The sequence below is a fragment of the Mesorhizobium sp. P160187 genome (assembly GCF_057766425.1).
Genome location: NZ_JBYMDX010000003.1, coordinates 1,297,180 through 1,313,917, shown reverse-complemented (window position 1 = coordinate 1,313,917; position 16,738 = coordinate 1,297,180). Strand labels below are relative to the sequence as shown.

At 64.0% G+C, this 16,738-nt stretch carries 13 protein-coding genes; 6 read left to right on the top strand and 7 right to left on the bottom strand.

Translation table 11 applies throughout. The features are described 5' to 3' along the window. Positions 1-198 precede the first annotated feature (198 nt). The 3 genes from thiP to AC3CCE_RS09730 all read left to right on the top strand — a co-directional run bounded on the left by thiP (position 199) and on the right by AC3CCE_RS09730 (position 4,295). Complete coding sequence (gene thiP / locus AC3CCE_RS09740) at positions 199-1,797, top strand: thiamine/thiamine pyrophosphate ABC transporter permease (RefSeq protein WP_352623685.1); 1,599 nt, start codon at positions 199-201, stop codon at positions 1,795-1,797. Beyond that, on the top strand, positions 1,794-2,558 hold the full coding sequence (gene thiQ / locus AC3CCE_RS09735) for a thiamine ABC transporter ATP-binding protein (RefSeq protein ID WP_027050812.1): 765 nt from the start codon (positions 1,794-1,796) through the stop codon (positions 2,556-2,558). Before thiP ends, thiQ begins: the two co-directional genes overlap by 4 nt. Positions 2,559-2,888: 330 nt before the next feature. Then, the gene (locus tag AC3CCE_RS09730; protein ID WP_352623830.1) at positions 2,889-4,295 is read left to right on the top strand and encodes a M48 family metalloprotease; all 1,407 of its coding nucleotides are present in this window, start codon (positions 2,889-2,891) and stop codon (positions 4,293-4,295) included. Between the two features lie 92 nt (positions 4,296-4,387). Here the strand turns inward: AC3CCE_RS09730 and AC3CCE_RS09725 are convergent, their stop codons facing one another. Next, the gene (locus tag AC3CCE_RS09725) at positions 4,388-5,245 is read right to left on the bottom strand and encodes an RNA polymerase factor sigma-32 (RefSeq protein WP_352623683.1); all 858 of its coding nucleotides are present in this window, start codon (positions 5,243-5,245) and stop codon (positions 4,388-4,390) included. 397 nt (positions 5,246-5,642) lie between these two features. Here AC3CCE_RS09725 and AC3CCE_RS09720 point away from each other — a divergent pair, with 397 nt between their 5' ends. From AC3CCE_RS09720 to AC3CCE_RS09710, 3 genes are all read left to right on the top strand, one after another. Continuing rightward, positions 5,643-6,416, top strand: a complete 774-nt coding sequence (locus AC3CCE_RS09720; RefSeq protein WP_023673667.1) for an amino acid ABC transporter substrate-binding protein — start codon at positions 5,643-5,645, stop codon at positions 6,414-6,416. Between the two features lie 137 nt (positions 6,417-6,553). Continuing rightward, on the top strand, positions 6,554-7,234 hold the full coding sequence (locus AC3CCE_RS09715) for an amino acid ABC transporter permease (RefSeq protein WP_023693608.1): 681 nt from the start codon (positions 6,554-6,556) through the stop codon (positions 7,232-7,234). Next, positions 7,231-7,998 (top strand): amino acid ABC transporter ATP-binding protein, encoded by a 768-nt coding sequence (locus tag AC3CCE_RS09710; RefSeq protein ID WP_352623681.1) that lies wholly within the window; start codon positions 7,231-7,233, stop codon positions 7,996-7,998. Before AC3CCE_RS09715 ends, AC3CCE_RS09710 begins: the two co-directional genes overlap by 4 nt. 194 nt (positions 7,999-8,192) lie before the next feature. On the opposite strand, the gene AC3CCE_RS09705 is transcribed toward AC3CCE_RS09710, so the two are convergent. From AC3CCE_RS09705 to AC3CCE_RS09680, 6 genes are all read right to left on the bottom strand, one after another. Further along, a complete protein-coding gene (locus tag AC3CCE_RS09705; RefSeq protein ID WP_023673664.1) occupies positions 8,193-8,774 on the bottom strand; it encodes a CarD family transcriptional regulator in 582 nt (193 codons plus the stop codon). A gap of 426 nt (positions 8,775-9,200) precedes the next feature. Beyond that, entirely contained in the window at positions 9,201-9,539 is a 339-nt protein-coding gene (gene fdxA, locus AC3CCE_RS09700; protein ID WP_013529180.1) for a ferredoxin FdxA, read from the bottom strand. A 253-nt stretch (positions 9,540-9,792) separates the two neighbouring features. Beyond that, entirely contained in the window at positions 9,793-10,179 is a 387-nt protein-coding gene (locus AC3CCE_RS09695; protein ID WP_023673663.1) for an RNA-binding S4 domain-containing protein, read from the bottom strand. Positions 10,180-10,196: 17 nt separating this feature from the next. Then, complete coding sequence (locus AC3CCE_RS09690) at positions 10,197-13,724, bottom strand: helicase-related protein (RefSeq protein ID WP_488377163.1); 3,528 nt, start codon at positions 13,722-13,724, stop codon at positions 10,197-10,199. Between the two features lie 704 nt (positions 13,725-14,428). Further along, positions 14,429-15,154, bottom strand: coding sequence for an acetoacetyl-CoA reductase (phbB, locus tag AC3CCE_RS09685; RefSeq protein ID WP_352623678.1), 726 nt, complete (start codon positions 15,152-15,154; stop codon positions 14,429-14,431). Positions 15,155-15,283: 129 nt separating this feature from the next. After that, the gene (locus tag AC3CCE_RS09680) at positions 15,284-16,468 is read right to left on the bottom strand and encodes an acetyl-CoA C-acetyltransferase (protein ID WP_023673832.1); all 1,185 of its coding nucleotides are present in this window, start codon (positions 16,466-16,468) and stop codon (positions 15,284-15,286) included. Positions 16,469-16,738 lie beyond the last annotated feature (270 nt).

Genomic DNA, 16,738 nt, shown 5'->3' with positions numbered 1-16,738 from the left:
TGAGTGCTCTACGGCGCCCCCCTCTGTCCTGCCGGACATCTCCCCCACGAGGGGGGAGATTGGCCTTTACGTTGACTTTCGCCAATCTCCGAAGCTGCAGGAATGAGCGGAGCGCTAAAACCGCCAATCTCCCCCCTCGTGGGGGAGATGTCCGGCAGGACAGAGGGGGGCGCGAAGGAACGCGACGCCCGGTAAAGAGTGCAACGCTCTGACCCCCGCATCACGGCCGGCATTGTCGCGCTTGCGGCAATCGCGCTGCTGATCGGTGGCGCCTTCGCCGGCCTTATCCGCGAAGGCGCGCACGACCTTTCCGGCGCCGCGTCCGCCTTTGACCTCTATCTCCTGCGCGTTGTCCGCTTCACGCTCTGGCAGGCTGCGCTCTCGATGCTGCTTTCCGCCGTACCGGCGCTCTTCGTCGCCCGGGCGCTGTCGCGGCATCCGCGCTTCTTCGGACGCGGCTTCATCCTGCAGCTGTTTACTGTGCCCCTTGCCTTGCCGGCGATTGTCGCAGCGCTGGGCATACTGGCGCTCTATGGCCGCGCCGGTTATTTCGCCGCGATCGGTGGCCAGAGCTGGCCCGACATCTATGGGCTGCCGGGCATCCTCGTCGCCCACGTCTTCTTCAACCTGCCGCTGGCCACCCGGCTGTTCCTCGAAGCGCTGGGAACGGTGCCGGCCGATCAATGGCGGCTGGCGAGCCAGCTCGGCATGGGGGCGAGGCCAGCCTTCCGGCTGATCGAGTGGCCGGTGCTGCGCGCCGCGCTGCCGGGCGTCGCCGGGCTTGTCTTCATGCTTTGCATCACCTCCTTCACCATCGTGCTGATCCTCGGCGGCGGGCCGGCGGCGACGACGCTGGAAGTCGCCATCTATCAGGCGCTGCGTTTCGACTTCGATCCGGCGCGAGCGGTGACGCTGACGGTGCTGCAGATCGCGCTGACTTTTGCCGTCATGCTGTCGCTGACGCGGCTCGGCGCCAATGTGACCGGCGACGCCAATTTGCCTGTCGCGCCGCGCCGCTATCACTTGGCCGGCAAAGCAGAAACAGCGTTCAACGCCGTCCTGATCGTGCTCGCCTTGCTGTTCGTCGCCGGACCAATGGCGGCCACCGTCGCGTCCGGCCTCGACGCCGATCTCGGCCGGCTGGCGGGCGAGAGTGCCGTGCGTCAGGCGACGCTGACCAGCGCCGGTCTCGCCTTCTCGGCGGCGCTACTTTCGGTGGCGCTGTCGCTGTCGCTGATCATGGCGCGTCGGGCATTGTCGCTGCGCCGCCGGTCCAGTGCCCGTTCATTGCTCGAGCATGCCACCGACACCGGCGCCGGCTTCGTCCTCGTCGTGCCGCCCGTCGTCATCGGCGCCGGCTGGTTTCTCCTGCTGCGCACGGTCAGCGATGTCTTTGCCATCGCGCCGGTCATGGTCGTCACCGTCAATGCGGTGATGGCGATGCCCTTTGCCATCCGCGCGATGCGCCCGGCCTATGATGCGGCGAGCGAGCGCCATGAGAGGCTGTGCGCGCAGCTCGGGATTGCGGGCTGGAACCGGCTGCTTCTGGTCGACTGGCCGTCGCTCCGGCGGCCGCTGGCCACCGGCTTTGCCTTCGCCATGGCGCTGTCGCTCGGCGATCTCGGCGTCATCGCGCTGTTCGGCAGCGATTCGGTGCAGACCTTGCCCTATCTCCTGCTGGCGCGCATGGGCAGCTATCGCACGGCCGATGCTGCCGGGCTGGCTTTGCTGCTCGGGGCGGTCTGCCTTGCATTGGTGGTCGCGGCAGACTGGCTGGGACGGGGAGAGAGATCGTGACGTCCGCTGTGGAGAAAGGCACGACTGTCCGGCTGGACACGGTCTCGTTCAGCTATGGCGAAACGTCATTCCTGTTCGATGTCGAATTCGATACATCGAAGATCACCGCCATCATGGGGGCAAGTGGTTCGGGCAAATCGACCTTGCTCAATCTGGTGGCTGGTTTCGAGACGCCAGAGTCCGGTCGTGTGCTGATCGGCGGCGCCGATGTCGGCGCCGAGCCGCCTTCGGTGCGGCCGGTGTCGATGGTATTCCAGGAAAACAATCTGTTTGCTCATCTCTCGGTGGAGAGGAATGTCGGGCTCGGCCGCTCGCCATCGCTCAACCTGACCGACGCCGATCGCGCCGCAATCGCCGAGGCGCTTGACCGCGTCGGCCTGGCCGGCAAGGAAATGCGCCTGCCGCGCGAACTCTCCGGCGGCGAAAGGCAGCGCGTGGCGCTCGCCCGCGTTCTGGTGCGCGACCGGCCGGTGCTGCTGCTCGACGAGCCGTTCGCTTCGCTCGGGCCAGCGCTGCGCGACGACATGCTCGACCTGGTGGCCGGCGTTCATGCCGAGCGGGCGATGACGGTGCTGTTCGTCACGCATCAGCCGGAAGACGCTCGCCGTATCGGCGAGCAGATGGTTTTTCTGGACAATGGCAGGGTTGCCGCGACGGGACCTGCCGCCGATTTTTTCGACGGCACTGGCCCTGAAGCGTTTCGGCGCTATATCGGCGCAAGTTCGGGCGGATCACGCGATATTGCCCGGAAGCGGACATAATTTACGACCAAACCGGCTACAGGTGATGTGGCGCTTGCTTGCCATGGTCCAGTCGATGTGGCTAGGTCCGCTTAGTACTGGTCCGGCACGAGCCGTGATTTGCCCCTACAGCGCCGCACCCGGCCGGATGCGTAAACGCTGTAGGTTTTTTGATGTGTGCAGGATTGCCAACGAAAACCGATTTTTCGCTGGCGCGGACCCCGGTCCAAATCATGCGCCGAGAGCTGAAGGAACGCCGTGCTGCCGACCGGCACTGACACTTTGAAACGCAGACCGCTGGTGCGCTTCCTCGTGCTGGCCGGCCTTGCCGTGGCGCTGGCCAGCTGCCAGATGTTCACGCCTCCCGAAGTGCAGGAATCCGGCTTCCAGCCTTCCGACAAGCCGATCACGGTCGACAATGTCGCCGCCAACAGCAAGCTTGCCGAACTGGCGAAGGCGCAACATCCGCGCATCCTTGCCACCTATGGCGGCGAATATTCCGATCCCAAGCTCGAGCGCATGGTGGCCAAGGTTGTCGGCAGCCTGACCGTGGTGTCGGCCAATCCGACCCAGACCTATCGCATCACCATCCTCAATTCGCCCAACGTCAACGCTTTCGCGCTGCCGGGTGGCTATCTCTACGTCACCCGCGGCCTGCTGGCGCTGGCCAATGATTCGGCCGAACTCGCCGCCGTCATCGCGCATGAGATGGGCCACGTCACCGCCAATCACGGTCTGCAGCGACAGCAGCTCGAGGCCGAGGAAGGCCTGGCGACCAAGGTGGTCTCCGATGTGCTGGGCGACAGCCCGACCGCCAAGCAGGCATTGATCCGCGGCAAGCTGAGGCTGGCGCAGTTCTCGCGCAACCAGGAGCTGGAGGCAGACGCCATCGGCATCAAGTCGATCGGCGAGGCGGGTTACGATCCCTATGCCGCCGGGCGTTTCCTGCAGTCGATGTCGGCCTACACCGATTTCCGCTCGATCAGCGGCGCCACCGACGCCAGCCTCGACTTCCTGGCCACGCACCCCAACACGCCGCAGCGAATTGATCTGGCGCAGCGCCACGCCCGCCAGTTCGGCGCGCCGGGCATCGGCACCCGCGACCGCGATTCCTTCCTGGCCGGGATAGACGGCCTGCTCTATGGCGACACGCCGGAAGAGGGCTATGTGCGCGGCCAGACCTTCCTGCATCCGGGCCTCGGCGTTTCGTTCACGGTGCCCGACGGCTTCATCATCGACAATTCGGCGGCGGCGGTGACGGCGACCGGTCCCGGCGACATGGCGATCCGCTTCGACGGTGTGTCGATCGACAAGGATCGTGCGCTGACCGACTACATCAGAAGCGGCTGGGTGGCCGGTCTCGACGAGACCAGTGTGCGCCAGGAGACGATCGACGGCAACCAGGCGGCGACCGCGCACGCCGGCGCCGATGGCTGGCAGTTCGACATTGAGGTGATCCGCGCCGGCGGTCAGGTCTACCGGCTTTTGACAGCGGCCCCCTCGGCCAGCACGACACTCGATCCGGTGGCACGCTCGGTCAGCGGTTCGTTCCGCGTGCTCAGCCCCGCCGAGAAGGCGGCACTGAAGCCGCTGCATATCCGCGTCGTCACGGTACAGGCCGGGCAGACGATGGGCACACTTTCGGCGCAGATGGTCGGCGTCGACCGCAAGCTCGATCTGTTCCGCGTGCTCAACGCGATGTCGCCGGGCGCCTCGGTTTCGGCCGGCGACAAGGTCAAGATCGTCACGGACAGATAGCGCCGGTCTTCGTCAGAAACCCCAGCCTTCGTAGTGCTTTTTTCTGAGATAACTTTTCTGAGATAACTCGGGGTACCCCGTTCCTGGCAATCTCAGGCCGCCATGAACTCCGGATTCTGCTTCACCAGCGCGAGCTTGAGCTTTTCCATGGCGCGGGCCTCGATCTGCCGGACACGCTCCTTGGAAATGCCGAGCGTCTCGCCAAGCGCCTCAAGCGTCGCACCTTCGTCGCTCAGCCGGCGCTCCTCGATGATCCTGAGTTCGCGGGCATTGAGCGCGCGGAGCGCCGTCTTCAGCCACATCAGGCGCCGTTCGACGTCGATGGTGTCGCCGGCGACCTCGTCAGGCAATGGATCGTCCGAAATCAGGAAGTCCATCCGCTCGGTGGTGCCAGCTTCGTCGGCGAGCGGTGCGTTGAGCGAAGAGTCAGGTGCTGAAAGCCTGGAATCCATCTTCGCGACATCGGCCTCGGAGACGCCTAGGGCTACCGAGACTTCGCGGTAGAGCGTGGCGTTGGAGATCGGCTCGACGCCATTGGCAAGACGGGCGCGCAGGCGCCGCAGGTTGAAGAACAGCGCCTTTTGCGCCGAAGAGGTGCCGCCGCGAACGATCGACCAGTTGCGCAGGATATAGTCCTGCATCGAAGCGCGGATCCACCATGTCGCATAGGTCGAGAAGCGCACCTCGCGCTCCGGCTCGAAACGCGCGGCTGCTTCCAGCAGCCCGACATGGCCCTCTTGGACCAGATCTCCGAGCGGCAGGCCGTAATGTCGGAACTTCGAAGCCATGGAGATGACCAGCCGCATATGGGCGACGGTGATCTGATGCAGCGCCTGCTGATCCTGGTCCTCCTTCCAGCGCAAGGCGAGAACATGTTCCTCATCGCGCTCGAGGTAGGGGGCTTTCATTGCCGTGCGGACCATGGTCCGTCCTGCCGTGTCTTCGATCATGCCGCGCTCCTGCTCCCGGACATTTTCGGACGGCCTGGCGGCCGTTATCTCTGTTTGACGCAATTCCGAAGGAAACCGCTTTCCCACTTTCCTGGAATTGCTTCGGGCCTAGCGCAGCCAAGGGTTCTTGAAATGGAAACGCGGCGCCCTACAACAAGCCATGAACGTGCCATACCGGGGATTGGTTCCGCCGCCGAGGGCGGTTGTTTTGTGCGGTCCGACAGGGCGCATCGACACCGCAGATCGGGACTATTGGCACCGATCGGAGCTGCTTTGAGAATCTGATTTCTGGATCGCCGTTTTTTTGAAATCTGGTTCCTTATTTTGCTGCGCTGTATCTGTCAGTTTCCGGCTCTCACAAGCGCCGGACACCGGCCAAGGACGGGATCACATAGAAATGAAATGGCTCAATTCGCTCATCATCGCCGGAACGCTGCAGGTTCTGGCTGTTACATCAGGCCACGCCGGCGCCAATCTCGACCAGATCAAGCAGGCCGGCACACTCAAGGTCGGCACCGAAGGCACCTATGCGCCCTTCACCTATCATGATGCTTCCGGCGCGCTGGTCGGCTTCGACGTCGAGATCGCCAAGGCGATCGGCGACAAGCTCGGCGTCAAGGTCGAGTTCCTCGAAGGCAAATGGGACGGGCTGATCGCCGGCCTCGACGCCAACCGCTACGACGCCGTGATCAACGAGGTCGGCATCACCGACGCGCGCAAGGCCAAGTACGATTTCTCCGATCCTTACATCGCCTCCAAGGCCGTGCTGATCGTGCGCGGCGACAACACCGACATCAAGACCTTCGCCGACCTCAAGGGCAAGAAGTCGGCACAGTCGTTGACATCGAATTTCGGCAAGCTCGCCGAGACCAACGGCGCCGAACTTGTCGGCACCGACGGCTTCGACCAGTCGATCCAGCTGCTGCTCACCGGCCGCGCCGACGCCACCATCAATGACAGCCTGTCTTTCCTCGACTTCAAGAAGCACAAGCCGGACGCCAATGTGAAGATCGCCGCGCAGGAAGAGAACGCCGACTATTCCGGCGTCATCGTGCGCAAGGGTGATCCGGAGCTGGTCGCGGCGATCAACAAGGCGCTGGCCGACATCAAGGCCGACGGCACCTACAAGAAGATCGCCGATACCTATTTCGGCCAGGATGTCTCGCAGTAAAGACCATCTCCCGGCGGTTTGCCGGCAATGACAAATAGCGGCGGGCCGTCTTTGACGGCTCGCCGTTATTCGCATGATATGAGAAGCACACAATCGCACTGCCGTCACCGCGGCGGTCTGTGAGGGAGGAGCCGTTCGTGCCGCACTGGCTACACCTGATGCTGGACTCGTTGCCGACACTGCTGTGGGCGGCGTTGATCTTCACCGTACCGCTGACATTGCTATCGTTCGCACTCGGCCTGTTCGTCGGCCTGGTTGTCGCCCTGGTGCGGCTGTTCGGCCCCAAGCCTCTGGTTGCCGTGGTCCGCTTCTATGTCTGGATCTTTCGCGGCACGCCGCTTCTGGTGCAGCTGTTCCTGATCTTTTACGGCCTGCCTTCGGTCGGCATATTGCTGGATGCTTTTCCGGCGGCGCTGATTGGCTTCACCCTCAACATAGGCGCCTACAGTTCGGAAATTATCCGCGCCGTGATCGGCTCGGTGCCGAAGGGCCAGTGGGAAGCGGCCTATTCGATCGGCATGACCTGGAGCCAGGCGATGCGGCGCACCATCCTGCCGCAAGCCGGCCGCGTCGCCGTGCCGCCGCTGTCCAACACCTTCATCTCGCTGGTCAAGGATACGTCGCTGGCCGCCGCCATCACCGTGCCGGAGATGTTCCAGGCGGCGCAGCGCATCGTCGCCACCACCTATGAACCGCTGATCCTCTATGTCGAGGCGGCGATCCTTTATCTGGCGATGAGCTCGGTGCTTTCGGCCTTGCAGACGCGGCTGGAGGAGCGGCTCAACCGCTATGGCGGCTTCCTGGAGGCGCGCTCATGATCGGCCTCACCGATATCGAAAAGCGCTTCGGCGACAATCTGGTGCTGAAGGGCGTGACGGTCACCATTGCCGAAGGCAGCGTCACCGCGCTTGTCGGTCCCTCCGGCGGTGGCAAGAGCACTCTGCTGCGCTGCATCAACCTGTTGGAGATCCCGACCTCGGGCATGGTGCGCATCGGCGACGAGACGCTGGAATTCCGTCCCGGCGTCAAGATCCCCAGCCGCGACATCCAGCGCCTGCGGCTGCAGACCGGCATGGTGTTCCAGAACTTCCAGCTGTTCCCGCATCGCACCGCGATCGAGAACGTCATGGAAGGCCTGGTGACGGTGCTCAAATGGCCGACGGCAAAGGCGCGCGAGCGGGCACTGGCGCTGCTCGAGAAGGTCGGCATGGCGCACAAGGCGGACGATTGGCCGGCAACGCTGTCGGGCGGCCAGCAGCAGCGTGTGGCCATCGCCCGCGCCCTGGCGCCGTCGCCCAAGGTTCTGCTTTGCGACGAGCCGACCTCGGCGCTCGATCCGGAACTGGCGCAGGAAGTGGTCGACGTGCTGGGAAAGCTCGCCAGCGAAGGCACGACCATGGTGATGGCCACGCACGACCTTCGCCTTGCCTCCAAGATTGCGCAGGAGGTGGTGTTCCTCGACGCCGGCGTCATCGTCGAGAAGGGGCGGTCCGCCGTGGTGTTCTCCAACCCGGAGCGTGAACGGACGAAGCGTTTTATTGCGACGCTGAAGCAGGAGGCGGAGAAGGAAGCCGGCGGCTGAGCCTTCTACGTTCCCCTTGTGAAGAGGTCGGACGGAAGGTCCGGGTGCGGTCTGGTGTCGTCCCCATCCTCGCTGCTTCGCAGCCACCTGCCTGGGCGAGCCACGGGTCTCGCCCGTCCTTGGAACCCCACAAGGGGGTAAAAACAAAAACCCGGCACAAGGCCGGGTTTTTCATGATTTCGACGGTGAAGCGATCAGGCAGCTTCTTCCTGCTCGGCTTCCTCATTGTCGGCCTTGGCGCCGCGCTTCGGGCCCTTGTTGAGGTTGACCTCGATCAGGCGCACGGCTTCGGTTTCCGACATGCGGTTGACTGCCGCGATCTCGCGCGCCATGCGGTCGAGTGCCGCCTCATAGAGCTGACGCTCGGAATAGGACTGTTCCGGCTGGTTGTCGGCACGGTAGAGGTCGCGCACGACTTCCGAGATCGAGATCAGGTCGCCCGAATTGATCTTGGCATCATATTCCTGCGCACGGCGAGACCACATGGTGCGCTTGACGCGGGCGCGGCCCTGGACGACCTTCAGCGCGCGCTCGACATAATCCTCTTCCGACAGCTTGCGCATGCCGATGGAGGTCGCCTTGGCGACCGGAACCTTCAGGCGCATCTTGTCCTTCTGGAAGTCGATGACGAACAGTTCCAGCTTGTGGCCCGCAACTTCCTGCTCGTCGATCGAGACGATCTGGCCGACGCCATGTGCCGGATAGACGATGTACTCGCCGGTCTTGAAACCGTGGCGTGCCGAGGTGGACTTCTTCTGCGGGGTGATCGTTGCCATTACGCCCTGAACTCCTTGTTGTGGCACCGGCGGCCTGCCGGTCCGAACGCATGCGACCGGGGACACCGATCGTTAGCCGCACAACAGATGAACCCATCGGAAAAAGCCGGGACCGGCAAACCGCATACATAGCGACTGCCTGGCCCAGATCGCTCTGGTCCGATTGGGGATTTCACCTTTCAGTGATTTGGGGCGCTTGCGCCATAAATCGACGTTGTGTCACCGGCATGTTTCAACTGGTGTAGCACAAAAAGTCGGAAGAATCAAGGTTTTGCTGCAAACGCGAAGGTCGAGCGCCATCGCCGCCTGTCAAGGCAGTTAATGTATGATGCGCGTTACGCAGCGTTATGACGATCCAATAGGCCGCACTTTTTTGCTTTGCGCATCACCCTTTCCGAAATCGATTCCGATTCCAGCGTCATGTGCTCAGTCGCCTTCGCCGGGCTCGGCGGAGAAATATTTCTCGAACTTGCCGGCCTCGCCGTCGAAGCTCTTGGCATCTGCCGGAGGCTCCTTCTTGGCGGTGATGTTGGGCCATTTCTCGGCGTATTCGGTGTTGACCTGCAGCCATTTGTCGAGGCCCGGCTCGGTGTCGGGCTTGATTGCATCGGCCGGGCATTCCGGTTCGCAGACGCCGCAGTCGATGCACTCGTCGGGATGTATGACAAGCATGTTCTCGCCCTCGTAGAAGCAGTCGACCGGACAGACCTCGATGCAGTCCATGTACTTGCATTTGATGCAGTTGTCGGTCACGACATAGGTCATTGGTCGGCTCCGGGACGTCCCGTTCTTGCTAGAGCGACGTGCGTCCAATTGGACGCACAAAGTACGCTCTGACACTTTGAATCTGCGCATCGTGCCTTCCGAAAAATCGATTTCAGATTTTCGGGCCGATGCGGCGGCTTTTTTGGTGAGGTAACGCCTTTGCCTGCCGCTTGCAAGGGCAGCCATTGCCGGCGGGGCCCGCGTGTCCGGAATGAGATTCCAGACCGCCGGCATGGCGCAGACGGCCAAGGCTTCAGTCTTCGCCGAACAGCCGGTCGGTTTGCCTGCGCTCTTTCTTGGTCGGCCGGCCGCTGCCGGCGTCGCGCAGCGCCGGAATGGCATCGGCAACAGCCTCGCCTTTTGGGGCCGGCGGCGGGGACATGTCCTCGTAGAGCGTGCGCGCTTCCTCGGCCGGACCGCGCCGCACGCCGGTGCCAAGCACCTTCCAAATGAAAATACGGCGCTCGTGCGTAATGGTCAAAACGTCGCCAGGCTTGACCAGATCGGAGGCCTGCGCTGCTTTGTCGCTGTTGATGCGGACGCGTCCGGCGACAACCAGCTTGGCCGCCAGCGAGCGCGATTTTATCGCGCGCGAAAAGAACAGCCACTTGTCGATGCGCTGACGACCTTCAGCAACCATCGCAGCGAACCTGGGGCTTATTTCTTCAGCTGGTCGCGCAAGGCGGCGAGCTTGGCGAAGGGCGAGTCCGGATCGAAGCGCACCGGCCGTTCTTCGCGTGGCTTGGCCTGGAAGGCCGGCTTGGCGCCTTGCGGTCCGCCTTTGCCTTCCGGCCTGCCGCCCTTCCAGTCAGGCCGGCCCTCGCGCGGACGCTCGCCTTGCGGCTTGCCGTCGCGGCGCTGTTCGCCCTCGGCCTGCGGCTTGGGCTTGAACTTCGAACGGTCGAAGCGTGGCTTGGCGGCACCGTCGCGCTGGTCGCGCCGGCCTTGGTAGGCCGGCCGCTCGCCCGTTGCGGGCTGTCCGCCGGCAGCGTCGGCCGGCGCGTCGGCGCGGGCAGCCTGGCCGTTACGCGGGCGATTGTCCCGGCCTTGACGATGGCGCGGGCGCTGCTCGAAACGACCCTGCCGCCACAGCAAGATGGGCTTTGGCGCTTCGGCCTCGGGGACAGGCTCAGCGCTTCCACCCTCCCCCTCGTGGGGAGGGTCGGCGCGCAGCGCCGGGGTGGGGGCAGCGCCGGCGTCGGCGGTTGCGCCTGAAGTGTCTGCTGTGTCTGCACCTGCTTCGTTAACGCTGTCACCCCCACCCGCGTCGCTTCGCGCCGCGACCTCCCCCATCGAGGGGGAGGTAAGGGCGTCGGCGTTTTCGGCGACGGTGTCGTCAGCTTCTGCAACAGCCGGAGCTTCTTCCGCGATTTCTATGGGAGCTTCGACCTGTTCTTCCGCGACGGGCTCCGCCGTTGCTTCCTCGATGGCTGGAGCTTCGGCGGTGGCTTCAACGGCCGCAGTTGGCTCCGAACCCTCGGGAGGCGCGCCCGGCTGAGCGTCCGCAGCAACGGCCGCTGCGACTTCGGCGACGGGCTCCTCAGCCGTAATCTCGGTGGCTGCATCCGGCTCCGACCCAACGGCCGGCGCCTCAGCGACGGCTTCACTTGCCACGGCTTCCGCCGCCTGAGCCTGCTCGGCCTTTGCTGCGGCTTCCGCCAGCTTGGCCGCAGCCGCTTGCCGCGCGGCATTGTCCTGCGCTTCGAGCCGCGCCTTCACCTCTGCCGGCGGCTTCGGCTCGGCGCGATAGCCGAGACCTTTCAGGATCTCTTCCATGTCGTCGGCGGTGGCGCCGAGGATGGACATCATCGGCGGCGTCACCATGAAGGACTGGCCGTCATAAGCGCCGTCGGGGCGCTGTCCCAGACCGGGCTTCCAGTTGGTCGCAGGCCGGATCAGGTCGGCCAGCCGTTCCAGAATGTCGATGCGCACGGCGCGGCGCCCGAGATTGCGGTAGCCGGCGAGCCTGTAGAAGCTCTTGTCGAAGGCCGGGTCGATGACCACCGATGTGCGGCCGGAGGCCAGCGCGTGCACCACGTCGCCAAAGCCGGGCTTGTCCTTGCCGTCGTTCTTCAGCGCCCACAACAGCGTGATCAGTCCGGCGGGCGCCGGCTTGATCAGCGCCGGCACGAAGACGTGGTAGGCGCCGAAGCGCACACCGAGCCGGCGCAAGGCGGCGCGACCCTCCTGGTCGAGCGACTTCATTTCCTCGGCGATGTCGCGGCGGTTGATGAGGCCGAAATGCTCGACGAGCTGGAAGGCGATGCCACGGCCGATGCCGGCGATCTGCTCGGCATTCTTCAAGTCGACCAGCGGCTTCAGCAAGGATTCGATCTGGAAATTGACGAAGCGCTCGGCGCGCGCGGCGACCTTGTCGCGGGCGGGACCGGTCAACTGCTCGTCGGCCAAAAGCACCAGGCGCGGCTTCAGCGCGTCCTCGCCGGCAACCAGCGTGCCGATCGGCGCGCCGATCCAGCGCAGCGTGCCGTCGGAGCCGAGCGCAAGGTCGCCATTGGCGCAGGCGCCGAAGCGTTCGGCACGTGCCTCGAACTCGGCGGCCAGCGCTTTTTGCGCTGCCGTGCGCACGGCCTTGGCGTCTTCGCCGCCGGCGCTCTGGTCGGCGGTGAAGCGGAACCCTTGCAACTCGCCGACATGATGGCCTTCGACAAGGACGGTTCCGGTAGGACTGATTTCGGCTTCAGGCATTGTATTTTCTCTAAGGCGCCGCATGAGGACGGAAGTCCTGCGGTCTACAAACCGTTTCGTCAACCGCTCATGCAGCGCATCCGACAATCTGTCTTCGATTTCGCGCGTCTTTTCCCGCCAGTGTGCCTGATCGGCCAGCCAGCCCGGCCGGTTGGACACGAATGTCCAGGTGCGGATCTGCGCAATGCGGTGCGACAGCGTGTCGATGTCCCCCTCGGTCGTGTCGGCGCGGCGCACCTGCTCGGCCATGTAGTTCTCGTCGACATGGCCGTGTTTGGCGAGGTCGGTGTAGATAGAAGCGATCAGGTCGGAGTGCTGGGCCGGCGCGATCTTGCGGTAGTCCGGCAACGCGCAGGCTTCCCACAGCAGCGCGACGCGCTTGGCATTGGTAGCCAGCGCGCGGATGTCCTCGTCGCGGGAGAGATGTTCGAGCGCCTGCGCATCGACCGCCGGCAGCGCGCGCGTCAGGCCTTCGACCGGCGCGTTGGCCTCGATCGAGCGCTTCAGCGCGTCGAGGCTGGCGAAGTCGAAATGCGCGGTGCGCCATTGCAGCACCTTCACCGGATCGAACTCGTGCCCCTCGATGCGCTTGACCAGTTCCTCGTCCAGCGGATCGACCTGGCCGGTGACGCCGAAGGTGCCGTCGCGCAGATGCCGGCCGGCGCGGCCGGCGATCTGGCCGAGCTCGGCCGCCGTCAGGTTGCGGTACTGGTAGCCGTCGAATTTGCGGTTCTGGGCGAAGGCGACATGATCGAGATCAAGGTTGAGGCCCATGCCGATGGCGTCGGTGGCGACGAGATAGTCGACGTCGCCTGCCTGGAACATTGCCACCTGGGCGTTGCGGGTGCGGGGCGACAGCGCGCCGAGCACGACCGCCGCTCCTCCTTGCTGGCGGCGGATCAGCTCAGCGATGGCATAGACCTCGTCGGCGGAGAAAGCGACGATCGCCGTACGCCGCGGCAGGCGGGTCAATTTCTTCGAACCGGCATAGGCCAGGTGCGACAGGCGAGGGCGCGTCACCACCGAGACGCCTCTTAGCAGCTTTTGCAGGATGCCATGCATGGTGGCCGCGCCGAGCAGCAGCGTTTCCTGGCGCCCGCGCAGGTGCAGGATTCGGTCGGTGAAGATATGGCCGCGCTCGAGGTCGCCGGCGAGCTGCACCTCGTCGATGGCGACGAAGGCAACGTCGGTCTCGCGCGGCATGGCTTCGACGGTGCAGACCGAATATTTCGCGCCGGGCGGCTGGATTTTTTCCTCGCCGGTGATGAGCGCCACCTTGTGGGCGCCGACCTTTTCGCAGACGCGGGCATACACCTCGCGCGCCAGAAGGCGGAGCGGCAGGCCGATAATGCCGCTCTCATGCGCCACCATGCGCTCGATGGCGAGATGGGTCTTGCCGGTGTTGGTCGGACCCAGCACGGCAGTCACGTCGCGGCCCGACAGGATCAGCGGCTCGGTGTGTTTCGGCTGGATGTTCATCGGCCTGGAGATGAGGCTTTCTGCATCGTGTTGTCGGGAGCGCGCCTCGCGTGGCGCGTATGACAGGCGACACATAGGGATTTCAGGCGCGAAGCGAAAGCGGAATGTTCCGGCCGGCAGTCCCACGGTTCGTCTTTGAGGTCAGGATTCGCTCCCGATTAACAGTTGGAACGAGTCTGGAACGAATCGGCGACGAATCAGTGACTCCTGCAGATTCAGCTTTTGTTCACGGCTACATGTGGATTTTGCGAGCCTGAGTCTCACCATATGCTGAATCGCGGAAACTGGCCCGATTCCTGCAAGGCGACCATTGGCGTTAACCTTTGCCGGCGGGGCATCGTCGTGATCCGATACGCCTCGGCAACATCATGAAATTGTTAAATTTTTTTAATCGGCCTTAACCAGTTTCCGATGGTTTTCGGCTGGGGTCGTTAACGTTGCGCTCAAAGCCGGGACGAATGGGTGACGAATCGGCGATGGCGGGATTTTCCTGGTTTGTTCACCCCAACATGTTGTGTTGTCCACAGCTTGTCCACCGAGAATTCACAGCTTGCGAACCGGGTTTTGCACAGGGCGCCTGGAAATCGTTAATCTTTGCGTGCCGGAACGGGTCAATGTCTAGCGCGCAGCCCGGGAACATCGCCGGCCGGCGATGAAAAAACGGGCCATAAGCCGGCCCGTTCTACCGGGCGAAATGCTGTCGTTCAGACGAAGTACTGGCCGCCATTGGCTGTGATGGTCGAACCGGTGATGAAGCCGGCGTCTTCGGAAGCGAGGAAGATGACGCAACGCGCGATCTCTTCCGGTTCGCCGAGGCGGCCGACCGGAATCTGCGGGATGATGCGTTCATTCAGCACCTTCTCGTCGATCGCCTTGACCATCTCGGTGGCGATGTAGCCGGGGCAGATGACATTGACTGTGATGCCCGCGCGCGCGCCCTCCTGCGCCAGCGCCTTCGAGAAGCCGATGTCGCCGGCCTTTGCGGCGGAATAGTTGACCTGGCCGGCCTGGCCTTTCTGGCCGTTGATGGAAGAGATGGTGATGACGCGGCCGAATTTGCGGTCGCGCATGCCGCCCCACAGCGGATGCGTCATGTTGAAGACCCCAGACAGATTGGTGTCGATGACTTCCTTCCACTGCTCGCGCGTCAGCTTGTGGAACATGGCGTCGCGGGTAATGCCGGCATTGTTGACCAGCACCGAGACCGGGCCGAGATCGGCCTCGACCTGTTTGATTCCGGCGGCACAGGCGTCGTAGTCGGCGACCGACCATTTGTAGGCCTTGATGCCGGTTTGTGCGCTGAACTTCCCCGCTGCCTCGTCATTGCCGGCATAGTTGGCTGCAACGGTGTAACCGGCATTCTTCAGGCCGATCGATATGGCGGCGCCGATGCCGCGCGATCCACCGGTGACGAGCGCTACTTTGGTCATTGAAAGTTCTTCCTCCCTTTGGTCGGAAGAAGGGAATAGGGAGTAGGGAATAGCGAGTAGGGATGGATATCCCGCCGCGCTGTTCCTTCTTCCCTATTCACTACTCCCTATTCACTACTCACTTCTTGTTCACAGCGCTTCCACGCACAGAGCGACGCCCATGCCGCCGCCGATGCACAGCGTGGCAAGGCCCTTCTTGGCGCCGCGGCGGCGCATCTCGAAAACCAGCGTGTTGAAGACGCGGGCGCCCGACGCGCCGATCGGATGGCCGATGGCGATGGCGCCGCCATTGACGTTGACGATCGACGTATCCCAGCCCATGCCCTTGTTGACGGCGCAGGCCTGCGCGGCGAAGGCTTCATTGGCCTCGACAAGGTCGAGGTCCTTGACCGACCAGCCGGCTTTCTCGAGCGCCCGCTTCGAGGCGGGAATAGGTCCGGTGCCCATGATCGCCGGATCGACGCCAGCCGTCGCCCAGGATGCGATGCGCACCAACGGGGTGATGCCGCGCCTTGTGGCTTCGGCCTCGCTCATCAGCAGCGCGCCGGCGGCGCCGTCATTGATGCCCGACGCGTTGGCGGCGGTCACCGTGCCGTCCTTGTCGAAAGCCGGCTTCAGCTTGGACATGGCGTCGATGGTGGCGCCGTGGCGGATGTACTCGTCCTGGTCGACGACAGTGTCGCCTTTCCTGCCCTTGATCGTGAAGGCCACGATCTCGTCCTTGAACTTGCCGGCCTTCTGCGCGGCCTCGGCCTTGTTTTGCGAGGCGAGCGCAAACTGGTCCTGGTCGTCGCGGGTGATCTGGAACTGGCGGGCGACGTTCTCGGCGGTGTTGCCCATGTGGTAGCCGTTGAAGGCGTCCCACAACCCGTCCTTGATCATGGTGTCGATCATCTTGTAGTCGCCCATCTTGACGCCGGCGCGCAGGTGCTCGGCGTGCGGCGACAGCGACATCGATTCCTGGCCGCCGGCGATGATCACAGTGGCGTCGCCGGCGGCGATCTGCTGCATGCCGAGCGCGATGGCGCGCAGGCCAGAGCCGCAAACCTGGTTGAGCCCCCAGGCGGTGGTCTCCTTGGGCAGGCCGGCATTGATCGACGCCTGGCGGGCGGGGTTCTGGCCCTGCGCGGCGGTCAGCACCTGGCCGAGAATGACCTCGTCGACTTCGCCCGGCTCGACGCCGGCGCGCGCCAAAAGCTCCCTGATCACGACGGCGCCAAGTTCATGCGCCGGGGTGGCGGCGAAGGCGCCGTTGAAGGAGCCGACAGCCGTGCGTGCGGCGCTGGCAACGACGATTGAATTGGAAGCGGACATTTTTCTCTCCAGACTTCGAGGTGTCGTGTTCTTGGGGCTTGTTGGGACTTTTCTTGCCCGTTCCGCACCCCAAGTCAAACCGGAAATGGCATGCCGGCCAGGCGCCGCAAGCAGGGCGTGAGCGGCCGGCGGGATCGCCCAACCTTTGCTGCGCAGCATAATTAGCCCGCCATGCAGCAATAAATGATGCCGCACTGCACAAAGCGCTTGGAATTATAGAGCTTTTGCGCATATCCTTAAAAATGGCGCAATCGTTACCGGCGGCTTACT

Excerpts from the sequence above, each read along its gene's own strand:
- AC3CCE_RS09730 (WP_352623830.1), top strand. The coding sequence starts at position 2,889 with ATGTTCACGCCTCCCGAAGTGCAGGAATCCGGCTTCCAGCCTTCCGAC.
- AC3CCE_RS09725 (WP_352623683.1), bottom strand. The coding sequence starts at position 5,245 with ATGATCGAAGACACGGCAGGACGGACCATGGTCCGCACGGCAATGAAA.
- AC3CCE_RS09720 (WP_023673667.1), top strand. The coding sequence starts at position 5,643 with ATGAAATGGCTCAATTCGCTCATCATCGCCGGAACGCTGCAGGTTCTG.
- AC3CCE_RS09710 (WP_352623681.1), top strand. The coding sequence starts at position 7,231 with ATGATCGGCCTCACCGATATCGAAAAGCGCTTCGGCGACAATCTGGTG.
- AC3CCE_RS09705 (WP_023673664.1), bottom strand. The coding sequence starts at position 8,774 with ATGGCAACGATCACCCCGCAGAAGAAGTCCACCTCGGCACGCCACGGT.
- fdxA (WP_013529180.1), bottom strand. The coding sequence starts at position 9,539 with ATGACCTATGTCGTGACCGACAACTGCATCAAATGCAAGTACATGGAC.
- AC3CCE_RS09695 (WP_023673663.1), bottom strand. The coding sequence starts at position 10,179 with ATGGTTGCTGAAGGTCGTCAGCGCATCGACAAGTGGCTGTTCTTTTCG.
- AC3CCE_RS09690 (WP_488377163.1), bottom strand. The coding sequence starts at position 13,724 with ATGAACATCCAGCCGAAACACACCGAGCCGCTGATCCTGTCGGGCCGC.
- phbB (WP_352623678.1), bottom strand. The coding sequence starts at position 15,154 with ATGACCAAAGTAGCGCTCGTCACCGGTGGATCGCGCGGCATCGGCGCC.
- AC3CCE_RS09680 (WP_023673832.1), bottom strand. The coding sequence starts at position 16,468 with ATGTCCGCTTCCAATTCAATCGTCGTTGCCAGCGCCGCACGCACGGCT.